Here is a 14,820-nt window from a genome sequence, read left to right on the forward strand (position 1 = left end):
GTTACTGCATTCCGCGTGTTTGTAAAAAGAGAATGGTCGCCGCGACGCGCGAGCGCACGTTCAGCTTTCGCAGTAAATTACGAATATGCACCTTAACCGTCTGCTCAGAAATATTCAGCACGGAGGCAATCTGTTTGTTCGACAGTCCCTGAGCCAGTTCGTGCAGCACGTCCAGTTCGCGTTCAGTGAGCACGCTAAAGGGATCTTCCTCTGCGCCAAACAGTTCCCGTTCGCGCAGGTATTCGCTGACGCGATCGCTGAATACCTTGCCGCCGTTGGCGCCAGCACGAATCGCTTCCAGCAGCACTTCCGGGTCGCTGTCTTTCAGTAAATAGCCGTCCGCTCCGGCATCAATCAGCGCGTACACGTCACTGGCAGAGTCGGAAACCGTCAGGATAATGATCTGTGCGGTGACGCCATCCCGACGCAGCGCATTCAGCGTATCAAGCCCGCTCAGGCCTTTCATATTCAGGTCAAGCAGGATCAGATCAAGATCGAGACGGCTTGCCAGATCGATAGCACTCGCCCCATCGCCAGCTTCGGCAACGACATTAAATGCGGTATCCAGTTCCAGTAATTGACGAATACCTCGTCGCATAAGTGGATGATCGTCCACAATAAGCACCTGAAAAGGCGTTGCTTCAGGCATACTATTCTCCTGAGTACATACTCGTATCATTATTGTTTTTAGCGCGAAAATCGTCCAGATTCATCGCGTTGATGAGAGAATAAATTTTACCCTATTTTGGGCATGGGTAAGTAGTAAAACCTTTTGATTATGCGGTGTTAGCACGGTACTGGAAGAGAACGGCAGGCATAAAAAAACCAACCGTAAGAGGTTGGTTTTTCTAAGGGATTTTGGTCGGCACGAGAGGATTTGAACCTCCGACCCCCGACACCCCATGACGGTGCGCTACCAGGCTGCGCTACGTGCCGACTTGTGGATGCCAATACTACCGCTTTCCACCACGAATGCAAGGGGATGTCTTGCTAACTGATTTATAATTAATCAGTTAGCAATGAATCGTTTCTCGTCGGTCAGTACCTGCAACAACAGGCTCAGCTGCGGCTTCTGGTCTTTGATCTTCTCGCCGTGTAGATCGTATGTCTGATAGGTGCCGTTATTGTTCAGTACCAGCGTCATTTCCGGCGTGGTAATCGCCAGCGTACTGCCGTCCGCCGCGGTCACCCAGTAATGGCGGCGCGTGGCGTTGAACAGATCCTGTCCCTGCGAGTACTCATTGGCTGGCGTACTGACGTGCAACAGTCGCTGCATCAGCGTCGTCATCAAATCCGTATGGTCGGTCAGAGTGTTGATTCGCTGCGCTGGCGTGCCCGGCCAGTGAATGATCAACGGTACTTGCAGATGGCCGCGAGACCAGGCGAAATGGCTCTCTTCCTGCGCTAACGGTACGCCGCGACCGCCCGTAATGATCACCACGGTGTTGTTGAGTTTCCCTGCGTCACGCAGTGCGCTGAGCACCCGGTTAATCTGGGCATCCACGTTCTCTGCGGCGCGGGCATACCGTTTCGCAAAGTCTTTCTGGTTGCTGTCGTCAACGTTTGTGCCGTTGAAGGAAACCCATGAGAACCAGCGGTTATCTTCCTGGGCGTAACGTCCTAACCAGTTAATCCACTGGCTCGCCGTCTGCTCGTCGGACTGCGTTTGCACGGTTGGCATGGAGAAGTCTGACAGCAGCGCCTGGCGGTAGAGCGGGCTGGTGAAGCCGTCAGAAGAGAATAGCCCTAACTGATAGCCTTGCTGGTTCAGCGCCGAGATCAGCGCGGCAGGCGTTCTGGTCGACAGAATACCGTCCATATAGCTGGGCGATACGCCATAGAACAGACCAAATATCCCATTGTCAGACGTGTTGCCTGAACTCATGTGGCGCGTGAACGACGTATTCTGTTCGGCGAATGCGGCCAACGCGGGCATCTGTTTTTCATAGCGGGAGTAGTTCAGCGCGTCGACCGTAATTAACAGTACGTTCTGGCCGGTACCCATGTCGCGATATTGCAAATCGCTCAGCGGATACTGAACGGAAACGGCTTCCGGGTTGCCTTGTTCCACCAGACGGCGCTGATACTCCTGCGCATCCAGCAGACCGTGTTTTTCCAGAAAACGGCGCGCCGTCATCGGGTATGACAGCGGTAAATTCGCGCGCTGCATGGTGATTGGGCGATAGAAGTTGGCGTCTGCCCAGATATACACCACATGCGAAGCGATAAATGAGACGAAAAAGAACGCGGCAAGCGGTTTGGCGAAATGGCGACGTCGCGTCAGGCTGCGCAGCTTTTGCCAGCTCCAGGTCGCAAACAGCATTTCGATTAACAGGATGACCGGCACGCTAATAAACATCAGCTGCCAGTCGCGCGCCATCTCGTTCTGATCGGGGTTAATGACCAGTTCCCAGACAATGGGATTCAGGTGCAGGTGGAAGCGGGTAAAAACTTCGCTGTCGATCAGCAACAGCGTCATGCCCGCCGTTGCCAGGATGGCTGACAAAAAACGCATCAGCCGCTGGGACATGACAATAAATGTCAGAGGAAACAGGATCAGCAGGTAGGCGGCGAACACCAGAAAGCTGAAGTGCCCGACAATGCTCAGGTACGAGTAAATACGTCCTGCGAGCGTTGTCGGCCAGTCTGCGACAAACAGGTAACGGCTACCGAGCACTATGGCCAGCAGAATGTTGAACAGTGCAAACCAGTGCCCCCAGCTAACCATCTGGGAGACTTTTTCACGGTAGCGCTGACGATGAGTTACCATAAATAGCCGTTCGTTTCCCTTAATGCGCTTTGTCGTCGTTAATTGAAGACTGTAATGCGCGGGCAAAAGAGTTCGCAATCGCCTGGCGTTGAGCCGGTGCGATGCTGGTGTTGATAAGGTTGGTGACCATGTTTCCCAGCACCATCAGGGAAAGGTCGGTCGGTGCCTTATGTTTTTCCAGTACGTTGAGCAGGTCACTCAGTAATTGTTCAACGTGTTCGTCACTATAGCGGGAGTGTTGTGGCATAAATCGCAATCAGTTTGTTCATGAAAGGGCAACATATTACCGTAGCAACAGTTTTTTTTCTGCTTTTTTATCTCCTGTTGCGTCACCGCCCGTCAGGTGATTGAATACCGCCCGGTCATAAAGGAGAGTTTATCATGAGTCTGGATATCAACCAGATTGCCCTGCACCAGCTTATCAAACGTGATGAGCAAAATCTTGAGCTGGTCTTGCGCGATTCATTACTGGAGCCGACAACCACCGTTGTCGATATGGTGGCTGAACTGCACCGGGTCTATAGCGCCAAGAACAAAGCGTACGGCCTGTTCAGCGAAGAGAGTGAACTGGCGCAAACGCTGCGGTTGCAGCGTCAGGGCGAGGAGGATTTTCTTGCCTTTAGCCGTGCGGCGACCGGCCGTTTACGCGACGAACTGGCGAAATACCCGTTTGCGGACGGCGGTATTGTCCTGTTCTGCCATTACCGTTATCTGGCGGTGGAGTATCTGCTGGTGGCGGTGCTGAACAACTTAAGCAGCATGCGCGTGAATGAGAACCTGGATATCAACCCGACGCACTATCTGGATATTAACCATGCGGATATTGTGGCGCGTATCGATTTGACCGAATGGGAAACGAACCCGGAATCCACCCGTTATCTGACCTTCCTGAAAGGCCGGGTAGGGCGCAAAGTGGCCGATTTCTTTATGGATTTCCTGGGCGCCAGCGAAGGGCTGAACGCGAAAGCGCAAAACCGGGGGCTGTTGCAGGCGGTGGACGATTTCACCGCAGAAGCGCAGCTGGACAAAGCTGAACGTCAGAATGTCCGTCAGCAGGTGTACAGCTACTGCAATGAGCAATTGCAGTCTGGTGAAGAGATTGAGCTTGAATCGCTGTCGAAAGAGTTATCCGGCGTCAGCGAAGTCAGCTTCAGAGAATTTACCGCTGACAAAGGCTATGAGCTGGAAGAGAGTTTCCCGGCGGACCGCAGCACGCTGCGTCAGCTGACGAAATATGCCGGGAGCGGCGGTGGGTTAACCATCAACTTCGACGCCATGCTGTTAGGTGAGCGGATTTTCTGGGACCCGGCGACCGATACGCTGACGATCAAGGGAACGCCGCCAAACCTGCGCGATCAGCTCCAGCGTCGGACGTCCGGCGGTAATTAACGGTTTTGACGTTATGTGTTGTAACGCCGGATAGCGGTGCAGGCACCTTATTCGGCTTACGGTTCATCGCCTTGTCGCGCACCATAAAAAAACCCCGCCGTGGCGGGGTTTTTCTTCAACTTGTTGGCGATTACGCGCGAACGAAGTCGATGTGAGTCAGCTTCGGCTTGAACGCGTGACGCTGTACAGCCTGAGCTTTAACTTTGACTTCTTTACCGTCAACAACGATGGTCAGAACTTCGCTGTAGAACTCAGCTTTAGCTTGCATGTTCATAACCTGGTCGTGGTCCAGTTCGATAGCAATCGGGGCTTCAGCGCCACCGTAGATGATTGCCGGGAACTTGTTAGCGGCGCGCAGGCGGCGGCTCGCACCCTTACCCTGCTCTTTACGTACTTCTGCGTTGATAGTAAACATTTAAATCTCTCTTAAATAATTCCTGTTACAGGCGACCCAGCAACAGGTAAGTGATCTGCTTTGCGTATGCAAAAGCGGGCGAGATTCTATACTCAAATGGCTATCACATCAATCAAAAGTACGATTAACCGCGCAATTCATGTGCCCGCCGGAAGCGGCCTTCATAATCGAAGACTTTTTCGCGCACCTGCCAGTACTGGCCTTTCATGCGGGCGACGACAAAATCAGGGGGGCGAAGCAGCGCCTGTTGCGTCAGGATATCCGCCGCAGCGATCCAGCGTAACGGAATACCCGGCGTGCGGGTATGCGGGCGAATAAACAACTGTTCAAAGGCGGTGCGTTGGGCGGGCGTCTGCAATCGGAAGCGCTCACTCACATCGGCGCCGTCCTCATCGTAGTAGGTGATTTTCAGCCATTCGCCTTTCTCATCATGCCCGTGTTGTAACGCCATCCCGCTACAGCGCAATACCAGCGCATCTTTGAGTTTTAGCGCCGCTTTCAGCATATCGTCCGGGTCAACCAGAATCGTGTCGCACTCCCGGCAGCGCCGGGCGGCGATATCGTTTTCCGCGTTGCACTGCGGGCAGTTTTTAAAGCGGAAGCGAAAATCGCACTGTTCGCGATGCCCGTCATCATCTTCAAACCAGCCCTGGCAGCGGCGACCGAAATGCTCAATCAGCGTGCCGTCAGCGGTGGTTTTCCCCCAGAAGGTATTGGCGAACCCGCAGGCAGGGCAGAACACCTGTACGGGAACGTTGTCACTTTTGCCTTTTGGCGTGCCCACTTCCGGCGCATACAGATCGTGCGGGTTTCCGGCATAGTCGAGGATCAGACAGTCGGTTTTTCCAGGCGCAAGCCGTAGACCGCGCCCCACGATTTGTTGGTAAAGACTGACTGACTCTGTCGGGCGCAGGATAGCGATAAGATCGACATGCGGCGCGTCAAACCCGGTCGTCAGCACGGCGACGTTCACCAGATAACGAAAGCGCTGGGCTTTGAAATCGTTAATCATCACGTCGCGCTCTGCGCCCGGCGTGTCCCCGGTAATCAGCGCCGCATCATCGGCGGGCAGCAAACCCACAATCTCTTTGGCATGTTCAACGGTGGCGGCGAAAATCATCACCCCTTTGCGGGTTTGGGCAAATTCAACAATCTGGCTGATGATGTGCGGGGTCACGCGCTGCTGCTTTTTCAGCTCGCGATTGAGGTCAGCTTCGCTGAACAGGCCGTTACTCTGTGCCTGCAGGCGGCTAAAATCATACTGCACCACGGGCATATCCAGACGCTCCGGCGGCGTCAGATAACCATGCTTAATCATGTAGCGCAGCGGTAACTCATAAATGCAGTCGCGAAAGAGCGCTTTTTCGTCGCCGCGCACCATGCCGTGGTAATGAAAATGATAAATCCAGCCTTTGCCTAACCGGAAAGGGGTGGCCGTCAGGCCGAGCAGACGTAAGTGGGGATTCACTTTACTCAGGTGCGCCAGGATTTGCTGATACTGACTCTCTTCATCGTCGCCGATGCGGTGACATTCATCGACAATCAACAGCGAAAACTCGCCCTGGAAGGCGTCAAGGTTACGGGCGACCGACTGCACGCTGCCAAACACCACCTTGCCGTGGCTCTCTTTACGCTTCAGACCGGCGGCGAAAATGTCGGCCTCCAGCCCCAGCGCGCAATATTTGGCATGGTTTTGCGCGACCAGCTCTTTTACGTGCGCCAGCACCAGCACGCGCCCACGCGCCACCCGTGCCAGCTCGGCAATCACCAGACTTTTGCCTGCGCCGGTTGGCAGGACAATCACGGCAGGCGTGCGGTGGCGGCGAAAATGGTTGAGCGTGGCATCCACGGCTTCTTGCTGGTAAGGACGAAGTGTAAAAATCATGGTCTCACTACGATGAACGGTACAGGGAATAGTATGCCATGAATCATTTCCCTTGAGCGATGGTTAGAGCCCGTTATACTGGATGGACAACGGCTTCATTTTTCGGGCGTTATGCCCGATTTCCGTATTATTACAGGCAAAATCAAACTCATGCGACTTGATAAATTTATCGCTCAGCAACTCGGCGTCAGCCGTGCTATTGCCGGGCGTGAGATTCGTAGTAACCGTGTTATCGTCGATGGCGAAATCATCCGAAACGCGGCGTTTAAACTCCTGCCAGAACATAATGTCGAGTACGATGGCAACACGCTGGTTCAGCAAAATGGCCCGCGCTACTTTATGCTTAATAAGCCTCAGGGCTATGTCTGTTCAACGGACGACCCGGATCATCCCACGGTACTCTATTTCCTTGATGAACCTGTCGCGTACAAGCTGCATGCCGCCGGGCGGCTGGATATCGACACCACGGGACTGGTGTTGATGACGGATGATGGCCAGTGGTCGCACCGGATCACCTCTCCGCGCCATCATTGTGAGAAAACCTATCTGGTCACGCTGGAATCGCCGGTAGCTGCGGATACCGCCGAACAGTTTGCCAAAGGCGTGCAACTGCATAATGAGAAAGATCTCACCAAACCGGCCGTGCTGGAGGTGATCACCCCGACGCAGGTGCGTCTGACTATTAGCGAAGGGCGCTACCACCAGGTGAAGCGGATGTTCGCCGCCGTGGGGAACCATGTTGTCGAACTGCACCGCGAACGCATCGGCGCAATTGTGCTGGATGACGACCTCGAACCTGGCGAGTATCGCCCGTTGACCGAAGAAGAAATCGCCAGCGTCGGTTTATAGACCCGGTGAGCCAGGCGCTTTACGTCCCGCTAAATTCAGGAGTTCATTTGTGACCACCCGGCAGCACTCATCCTTTGCCATTGTTTTTATCCTTGGCCTGTTAGCCATGCTGATGCCGCTGTCGATTGATATGTATCTTCCGGCGCTGCCGGTGATTTCTGCCCAGTTTGGCGTACCGGCGGGCAGCGCCCAGATGACCCTCAGCACCTATATTCTGGGGTTCGCCGTGGGGCAGCTTATTTACGGCCCGATGGCGGACAGTCTCGGGCGCAAGCCGGTGATCCTCGGCGGGACGCTGGTGTTTGCGGCGGCGGCGGTGGCATGCGCGCTGGCGCAGACTATCGACCAGTTGATCATCATGCGTTTCTTCCACGGTCTTGCCGCCGCTGCGGCGAGCGTGGTGATCAATGCTCTGATGCGCGATATCTACCCGAAAGAAGAGTTCTCCCGCATGATGTCATTCGTCATGCTGGTGACGACAATCGCGCCGCTGATGGCGCCGATTATTGGTGGGTGGGTTCTGGTGTGGTTGAGCTGGCATTACATCTTCTGGATTCTGGCGGTGGCAGCGATTCTGGCATCGGTGATGATCTTCTTGTTGATTAACGAGACACTTCCCGTTGAACGCCGTCAGCCGTTCCATATTCGTACCACGATAGGGAACTTTGCCTCGCTGTTCCGACACAAACGCGTACTGAGCTATATGCTGGCCAGCGGATTTAGCTTTGCGGGAATGTTCTCGTTTCTCAGCGCCGGCCCGTTTGTGTACATCGAGATTAACCATGTGTCGCCGCAGCATTTTGGCTATTACTTTGCGCTGAACATTGTGTTCTTGTTTGTGATGACCATTATCAACAGCCGCTTCGTGCGCCGGGTTGGGGCGTTGAATATGTTCCGTACCGGGCTATGGATTCAGTTTGTGATGGCGGCCTGGATGGTATTCAGCGCGCTGTTTGGCGTGGGCTTTTGGGCGCTGGTGGTTGGCGTCGCGGCGTTTGTCGGATGCGTTTCTATGGTCTCTTCAAACGCGATGGCCGTTATTCTGGATGAATTTCCGCATATGGCGGGCACCGCCTCGTCGCTGGCCGGTACGTTCCGGTTTGGCATTGGCGCGATTGTCGGGGCGCTGCTGTCGCTGGCAACCTTTACCTCCGCCTGGCCGATGATTTGGTCGATTGCTTTCTGCGCAACCTGCTCCATTCTCTTCTATCTCTACGCCAGCCGTCCGAAAAAACGGTGATCTAATACACAACATGGAAGCCGGAAGGCTTCCTTTGTTGACGTACATCAACGTCAAATCCATCATTTTTTCCATTTATGTTTATTTTATGTAAAATCAATTTATGTAAAAAGTCACATCATTGTAGTTAAAAAGGTTGAGTTAGATCGCAGAAACGGGTACATATAGCCCGCAAATACGTCCGGCACTGGCAAAAAATATTTTAATAACGGGCTGTACAGGCCGCTCAGACCAGGGATGTAAGCGTTTTCGATCTGTTTAAGGACGGGTTGTCAATGATGTGTTAATATGGATGTAAATAAATTGTGAAGTGAATGTGCTTCCGGGGAAAGAAAGTGACTACATTACAACTCTCAATCATTCATCGTTTACCGCAGAACTATCGGTGGTCAACGGGTTTTGCAGGTTCAAAAGTTGAACCGATTCCGCAAAACGGGCAGAACACAGAAAACAGTCTGGTGGCGCTCAAACTCCTGAGTCCCGATGGCGACAGCGCATGGCCGGTGATGCATACACTTAGCCAGGCGCTTAGCGACATCGAAGTGCCTTGCTCCGTTCTGGAGTGCGAAGGCGAGCCGTGCCTGTTTGTTAATCGTCAGGACGAATTTGCCGCGACCTGCCGCCTGAAAAATTTCGGCGTAGCGATAGCGGAACCCTTTTCGAACAACAATCCTTTTTGAGCGTCAGCTTAGCGCGAGCAACTGACGCGTATACTCCTGTTGCGGAGCGGTAAAGACACGCTCACATTGCCCCTGTTCCACCACTTCTCCTTGTCGCAGTACAATGACCTGATGGCATAATGCGCGCACAACATGCAGATCGTGGCTGATGAAAATGTAAGCCAGGCGATGCTTTTGTTGTAAAGATTTCAACAGCGCCAGGATTTGTGCCTGAACCGTTCTGTCCAGCGATGATGTCGGTTCATCCAGAATAATCAGCGACGGTTTCAGTATTAGCGCCCTGGCGATAGCGATACGCTGGCGCTGGCCGCCGGAAAATTCCGCCGGGTAACGATGGCGCGTCTCAGCATCCAGACCCACTTCCTTCATGACGGCGATAACCTGTTCTTCGCGCTGCCCGGCAGAAAGGGCCGGTTGATGAACGCGTAAGCCTTCTTCAATAATTTGCAGTACGTTGAGGCGGGGGTTCAGCGATGAGTTCGGGTCCTGAAATACCACCTGAATACGGTGACGAACCGGCAGCAACTGACGGCGGGTTAAATTTTGCAACGGCTGGCCGTCAAAAGTGATGCTGCCCTGCGAACGAATCAACCGCAGTAAGGCCAGGCCGGTGGTGCTTTTCCCTGACCCGGACTCACCGACCAGCCCCAGCGTTTCACCAGGTCGAAGCGCGAAACTCACCTCGTTAACCACGACGTTATGATCCACCACGCGTTTCAGAACTCCTTTTCGAATCGGGAATGCGACGCGAAGCTGGCTCACTTCCAGCAGCGGCGACGACTCACCGGGCAATGGAACCGGAGAGCCGGTGGGTTCGCTGTTCAGCAACTTCTGCGTATAGGGATGCTCAGGCGCGCTAAGCAACGGCAACGCACGGTTTTGCTCCACGCATCGTCCGTTTTGCATCACCGCCACGGCGTCCGCCAGTTTTTTCACAATGCTGAGATTATGGGTGATAAACAGCATACCCATATTCAGTTCGCGTTGCAGTTCACGCAGCAGTTGCAGGATTTGCGCCTGTACGGAGACATCCAGAGCGGTCGTGGGTTCATCGGCGATTAACAGTTCAGGATGCGTGAGCAACGCCATTGCGATCATCACGCGCTGGCGTTCACCGCCTGAGAGCTGATGGGGATAATCGCTCAGCCGTTTCGCAGCCTGACGAATCCCTACGCGATCCAGGCAGCTCAGGATTTCGGCCCTGGCGGCCTCACGGCGCATTCTCCGGTGCAGGGACAGCACTTCGTAGAGCTGTTTTTCCAGCGTATGCAACGGATTTAGCGATACCATCGGTTCCTGAAAAATCATGGCGATTTTATTGCCCCGTACGCCGCGCAGCGTCTGCTCGCTGGCGTGGAGCAATGACTCGCCATGAAAACGGATATCGCCCGCGAGATACACCGCAGGCGGAGAGGGCAGCAACCGCAGAATCGACAGCGCGGTGACGCTTTTACCGGAACCGGATTCGCCCACCAGCGCCAGCGTTTCGCCTGCGTCAACCTGTAGAGAGATGTCGTTAACAACCGTGCGCACGTTCTCCTGATGGCGAAAACCTACCGATAAATTCTCAATAGTTAACAGAGGATGCGTCATCTTATACCGCCTTGTTGGGATCAAACGCGTCGCGTACTGCTTCGCCAATAAAAATCAGCAGCGACAATAACACCGCGACGGACAGGAACGCGGTGATCCCAAGCCACGGCGCCTGCAAATTATTTTTACCTTGCAGGAGTAATTCGCCGAGGGAAGGGGAACCGAGCGGCAGGCCAAATCCGAGAAAATCCAGCGACGTCAATGTGGTAATCGAGCTGCACAAAATGAACGGTAAAAAGGTCAGCGTGGCGACCATCGCGTTGGGCAGCATGTGACGCAGGATAATGCTGCGATCGCTGACGCCCAGCGCCTGCGCGGCGCGGATGTAGTCGAAATTGCGTGTGCGCAGGAATTCCGCGCGAACCACCCCGACCAGGCTCATCCAGCCAAACAGGACGGTAATAGCCAGCAGCCACCAGAAATTGGGTTGCACCACGCTTGAGAGCAGAATAATCAGAAACAGCGTCGGCATTCCTGACCACACTTCGATGAACCGTTGCCCCCACAGGTCGATTTTTCCGCCGTAATACCCCTGCAACGCGCCCGCCAGCACGCCCATTACGCTGGAACAGAGGGTAAGCATCAAACCAAACAGGATAGAGATTCGCGTGCCGTAGAGGATGCGCGCCAGCACGTCGCCGCCATTCGCATCGGTTCCCAGCCAGTTTTGTGCGGACGGCGGAGAGGGGAAGGGTTTATCAGTGGCAAAGTTGATGCTGGTGGCGCCAAAACGCACGGGCGCCCACAGCACCCATCCGTGATTTTCAAGCTGCTTTTGCAGCCAGGGGTCCTGATAATCCGCCTGCGTTGCGAACGGCCCGCCGAAATCGCTTTCGCTGTAGTTTTTGACCAGCGGAAAGTACCAGCTTCCCTCATAGCGCACCAGCAGCGGTTTATCGTTGGCGACCAGTTCGGCGCACAGACTCAGGCCAAACAGCACCAGGAAAATCCATAGTGACCAGTAGCCCCGGCGATTATGACGAAAACGCGCCCAGCGGGCCTGGTTTGCAGGGCTTAATCGCGGCATCAGCGTCCCTCAAAATCAATGCGTGGATCAACCAGCGTATAGCTGATATCGCTCAGGATATTCAGCAGCAAGCCGATCAGGGTGAAAATGTATAACGTGCCAAACATTACCGGGTAGTCGCGTGACACGGTCGCTTCGTAGCCCAGCAACCCCAGCCCGTTTAAGGAAAACATCACTTCAATGAGCAGCGAACCGGTGAAAAACATGCTGATAAAGGTGGCCGGAAAACCGGCGATCACCAGCAGCATGGCGTTGCGGAAAACGTGCTTCCACAGAATGTTTTTTTCGCTCACCCCTTTTGCGCGCGCGGTGACAACGTACTGTTTGCGGACTTCATCCAGAAAAGAGTTTTTGGTCAACATGGTCAGCGCGGCGAACCCGCCGATCACCGTCGCCAGTACCGGTAACGTGATATGCCAGAGGTAGTCGGTAATTTTCTGATACCAGGGCAGGGAATCAAAATTGGCGGATACCAGGCCGCGCAGCGGGAAGAGGTCGTAATAGCTACCGCCAGCAAAGAAAACGATCAATAAGATGGCGAACAGGAAGGCGGGGATAGCGTAGCCAACGATGATAAAAGCGCTGCTCCAGATGTCGAAACGGCTGCCGTTATATACCGCTTTGCGGATGCCCAACGGGATCGACACCAGATAAATGATGAGCGTACTCCACAATCCGAGCGTAATGGACACGGGCAGACTGTCTTTGATTAACGTCAGTACGGATGCGCTGCGAAACAGGCTGTCGCCGAAATCGAAACGAACATAGTCCCAGAGCATTTTAAAGTAGCGCTCATGAACAGGCTTATCAAAGCCGTAGCGATGCGTGATCTCCGCGATCACCTCGGGATCTAACCCACGTCCGCCGCGATAGTGGCTGTCGCTAATATTCCCTACGCCGGTCTGGGCGTGGCTGGCGCGAACGCCTTCGCTACCGGCGCCGGGCAGGGCGCCAGACTGGCCGAATTCAATGGCCGCGATCGCCTGGTCAACCGGGCCGCCCGGTGCGATCTGGACAATAAAAAAGTTGATTGTAATGATGGCCCACAGCGTCGGGATCACCAGTAACAGACGTCGAATCAGGTAGGCGCCCATTTATTCTCCCTGTCGTCTGGCGGCGGGAAGTTTTGCCGCTTTGTTGACGTCATACCACCAGGTATCCAGTCCAATGGTGTAGATCGGCCGAATGGCCGGATGGGAAAATTTATCCCACCAGGCGAGCCTGTCTTCCGCCATATACCACATTGGCAGCATGTAGTAATTCCAGGTCAATACCCGATCCAGCGCCCGCCCGAGGGGAACCAGCTTCGTTTTATCGCCCTGGGCGGCAATGATTTGGGCAATCAGTTTATCAATGACCGGGCTTTGCACGCCTGGCGCGTTATAGCTGGAGTCAATGTATTCAGACGCCCAGGATATTTGTAGATCGGAGCTGGGCCACGGCATGGCGCGCCACAGTCGCGGCATCATGTCGTAGTCGCGACTGCGCATACGGTTGGTGATTTGCGAGTTATCAACCTGGCGGATGTTCATCGTGATGCCAAGACGCTGCAAATTATGCTGCAAGGGAAGAACCCACTGGCTGTTGCCGCCTGCCGGAAGCAGCAGTTCAAAGCTCAGCGTTTTGCCGGTCGCGCTGTTAACGCGTCGCTGGCCTTTCAGTACCCATCCCTCCTCTGTGAGTAATTTATCGGCCTTCAGCAGGTTTTCCCGATCGTAGCCATCGCCATTTGAGACTGGCGGCTGATAAATCCGGGTAAAGACCTCCGGCGGCAGATCCTTTTTCATGGGCGCGAGTAAGACCAGTTCGTCCGCACTGGGGTAGTTTCTGGCGGCATACTCGGTATTCTGGAAATAGCTATTTGCCCGGCTCCAGGCATTATAAAACAATGCCTTGTTCATCCATTCGAAATCAAATGCCAGGGTTATCGCTTCACGCACGCGACGATCGTTAAATACCGGACGCTGAATATTAAAGGCCAGCCAGCGCGTATCCTGTGCGGATTCATTTTTCTGTTCGTCTTTAACGATGTAATGGTTATCAAAGTTTTTACCGGTGTAGCGCGTTGCCCAGTTTTTCGCGTCATTCTCCAGACGCAGGTCAAACGCCCCGGCCTTAAAGGCTTCAAACGCAACGTTGTCATCAAGGTAATAGTCGTAGCGGATGGTATCAAAGTTCCAGCGCCCCCGGTTTACCGGCAGGTTAGCAGCCCAATAGTTTTTTACCCGGGAATAGACAATATACTGGCCCATTTTCCACTGGGTTATGCGGTACGGGCCGCTGGCAAGAGGAGGCTTAGAGAGTGGGTCGCTGAGCTTATGATCCTTCCAGAATTTTTCCGGCATGACCGGTAAAGAAAACAGGCTGAGCATATCCTCTTTACCGGGTTTGGCTAATTCAATGCGGACGGTAAGCGGAGCGATGGCTTTGACGGTCGTGCCTTTGTACACCAGACGAAATTGCGGCACGCCCTCAGTCATAAATTTATGGAAGGTGAAGGCGACGTCGCGGGCAGTGATGGGCGAACCATCATGAAAACGGGCGCGTGGGTTGATGGTCACTTCCACCCAGGAGTAATCCTCCGCATATCGCGCGTTGTCGGCAATGAGCGGGTAGTAGCTGCCGGGTTCGTCGTCAGAGGTGGTAAAAAGCGTGTCGTAAAGCTGCTCGGTACGTGCGCCAGGATTACCGCGCATGGAATAGCGGTTGAAATTATCGAATGTCCCGGTCGCGGAAAGCGTTATCCGCCCCCCTTTTGGCGCCGCCGGATTGACATAATCGAAATGATTAAAATTGAAGGCGTATTTGGGTTCGCCAAGCACGGAAAAGGCGTAACTTTCTTTGATGGCCTGAGCCTGTACGCCAAAGCTGGCCAGGGCGACAAACAGAAGCATTACGCGAGCAATCATCGGAAAATGGTTTCCTTTTCTTATCACCTGCCACCGTCAGGCAAGCGTCAATCCTGAATAATA

General features: G+C 54.1%; 13 protein-coding genes and 1 tRNA gene. 4 read left to right on the forward strand and 10 right to left on the reverse strand.

The features are described from left to right. Position 1: 1 nt before the first annotated feature. The 4 genes from narP to OGV83_RS11720 form a co-directional block, all read right to left on the reverse strand. Positions 2–649 carry a nitrate/nitrite response regulator protein NarP gene (narP, locus tag OGV83_RS11705; RefSeq protein WP_012131563.1) on the reverse strand — a complete coding sequence of 216 codons (648 nt, stop codon included), beginning with the start codon at positions 647–649 and terminating at the stop codon, positions 2–4. Positions 650–859: 210 nt separating this feature from the next. Further along, a tRNA-Pro gene (locus tag OGV83_RS11710) sits at positions 860–936 on the reverse strand. Between the two features lie 73 nt (positions 937–1,009). Then, entirely contained in the window at positions 1,010–2,770 is a 1,761-nt protein-coding gene (gene yejM / locus OGV83_RS11715; protein WP_286463632.1) for an LPS biosynthesis-modulating metalloenzyme YejM, read from the reverse strand. Between the two features lie 19 nt (positions 2,771–2,789). Next, positions 2,790–3,017 carry a YejL family protein gene (locus tag OGV83_RS11720; RefSeq protein ID WP_012131565.1) on the reverse strand — a complete coding sequence of 76 codons (228 nt, stop codon included), beginning with the start codon at positions 3,015–3,017 and terminating at the stop codon, positions 2,790–2,792. 134 nt (positions 3,018–3,151) lie between these two features. On the opposite strand from OGV83_RS11720, the gene yejK reads away from it, so the two are divergent. Beyond that, entirely contained in the window at positions 3,152–4,159 is a 1,008-nt protein-coding gene (yejK, locus tag OGV83_RS11725; RefSeq protein ID WP_012131566.1) for a nucleoid-associated protein YejK, read from the forward strand. A gap of 130 nt (positions 4,160–4,289) precedes the next feature. On the opposite strand, the gene rplY is transcribed toward yejK, so the two are convergent. Beyond that, positions 4,290–4,574, reverse strand: coding sequence for a 50S ribosomal protein L25 (gene rplY, locus OGV83_RS11730; RefSeq protein WP_012131568.1), 285 nt, complete (start codon positions 4,572–4,574; stop codon positions 4,290–4,292). 124 nt (positions 4,575–4,698) lie between these two features. Further along, positions 4,699–6,459: a DNA repair helicase RadD gene (radD, locus tag OGV83_RS11735; protein ID WP_049008255.1), complete on the reverse strand. Its 1,761-nt coding sequence runs from the start codon at positions 6,457–6,459 to the stop codon at positions 4,699–4,701. Positions 6,460–6,609: 150 nt separating this feature from the next. On the opposite strand from radD, the gene rsuA reads away from it, so the two are divergent. From rsuA to OGV83_RS11750, 3 genes are all read left to right on the forward strand, one after another. Then, entirely contained in the window at positions 6,610–7,308 is a 699-nt protein-coding gene (gene rsuA / locus OGV83_RS11740) for a 16S rRNA pseudouridine(516) synthase RsuA (protein WP_047463976.1), read from the forward strand. A gap of 49 nt (positions 7,309–7,357) precedes the next feature. Continuing rightward, complete coding sequence (locus OGV83_RS11745) at positions 7,358–8,548, forward strand: Bcr/CflA family multidrug efflux MFS transporter (protein WP_024130168.1); 1,191 nt, start codon at positions 7,358–7,360, stop codon at positions 8,546–8,548. A 335-nt stretch (positions 8,549–8,883) separates the two neighbouring features. Next, positions 8,884–9,228: a YejG family protein gene (locus tag OGV83_RS11750; protein ID WP_024130169.1), complete on the forward strand. Its 345-nt coding sequence runs from the start codon at positions 8,884–8,886 to the stop codon at positions 9,226–9,228. A 3-nt stretch (positions 9,229–9,231) separates the two neighbouring features. On the opposite strand, the gene yejF is transcribed toward OGV83_RS11750, so the two are convergent. From yejF to OGV83_RS11770, 4 genes are read right to left on the reverse strand one after another with little or no spacing between them, the layout of a single operon-like run. Beyond that, positions 9,232–10,821, reverse strand: coding sequence for a microcin C ABC transporter ATP-binding protein YejF (yejF, locus tag OGV83_RS11755; protein WP_286463634.1), 1,590 nt, complete (start codon positions 10,819–10,821; stop codon positions 9,232–9,234). Position 10,822: 1 nt separating this feature from the next. Next, positions 10,823–11,848 (reverse strand): ABC transporter permease, encoded by a 1,026-nt coding sequence (locus OGV83_RS11760; protein ID WP_060815836.1) that lies wholly within the window; start codon positions 11,846–11,848, stop codon positions 10,823–10,825. Further along, complete coding sequence (locus tag OGV83_RS11765) at positions 11,848–12,942, reverse strand: microcin C ABC transporter permease YejB (protein WP_012131578.1); 1,095 nt, start codon at positions 12,940–12,942, stop codon at positions 11,848–11,850. The genes OGV83_RS11760 and OGV83_RS11765 overlap by 1 nt, the downstream gene beginning before the upstream one ends. Beyond that, a complete protein-coding gene (locus tag OGV83_RS11770; protein ID WP_286463636.1) occupies positions 12,943–14,757 on the reverse strand; it encodes an extracellular solute-binding protein in 1,815 nt (604 codons plus the stop codon). Positions 14,758–14,820 lie beyond the last annotated feature (63 nt).

Source organism: Citrobacter sp. CK189 (genome assembly GCF_030333505.1).
Taxonomy (GTDB): domain Bacteria; phylum Pseudomonadota; class Gammaproteobacteria; order Enterobacterales; family Enterobacteriaceae; genus Citrobacter_B; species Citrobacter_B koseri.

Excerpts from the sequence above, each read along its gene's own strand:
- yejF (WP_286463634.1), bottom strand. The coding sequence starts at position 10,821 with ATGACGCATCCTCTGTTAACTATTGAGAATTTATCGGTAGGTTTTCGC.
- rplY (WP_012131568.1), bottom strand. The coding sequence starts at position 4,574 with ATGTTTACTATCAACGCAGAAGTACGTAAAGAGCAGGGTAAGGGTGCG.
- rsuA (WP_047463976.1), top strand. The coding sequence starts at position 6,610 with ATGCGACTTGATAAATTTATCGCTCAGCAACTCGGCGTCAGCCGTGCT.
- OGV83_RS11760 (WP_060815836.1), bottom strand. The coding sequence starts at position 11,848 with ATGCCGCGATTAAGCCCTGCAAACCAGGCCCGCTGGGCGCGTTTTCGT.
- narP (WP_012131563.1), bottom strand. The coding sequence starts at position 649 with ATGCCTGAAGCAACGCCTTTTCAGGTGCTTATTGTGGACGATCATCCA.
- OGV83_RS11770 (WP_286463636.1), bottom strand. The coding sequence starts at position 14,757 with ATGATTGCTCGCGTAATGCTTCTGTTTGTCGCCCTGGCCAGCTTTGGC.
- radD (WP_049008255.1), bottom strand. The coding sequence starts at position 6,459 with ATGATTTTTACACTTCGTCCTTACCAGCAAGAAGCCGTGGATGCCACG.
- yejK (WP_012131566.1), top strand. The coding sequence starts at position 3,152 with ATGAGTCTGGATATCAACCAGATTGCCCTGCACCAGCTTATCAAACGT.
- yejM (WP_286463632.1), bottom strand. The coding sequence starts at position 2,770 with ATGGTAACTCATCGTCAGCGCTACCGTGAAAAAGTCTCCCAGATGGTT.
- OGV83_RS11765 (WP_012131578.1), bottom strand. The coding sequence starts at position 12,942 with ATGGGCGCCTACCTGATTCGACGTCTGTTACTGGTGATCCCGACGCTG.
- OGV83_RS11720 (WP_012131565.1), bottom strand. The coding sequence starts at position 3,017 with ATGCCACAACACTCCCGCTATAGTGACGAACACGTTGAACAATTACTG.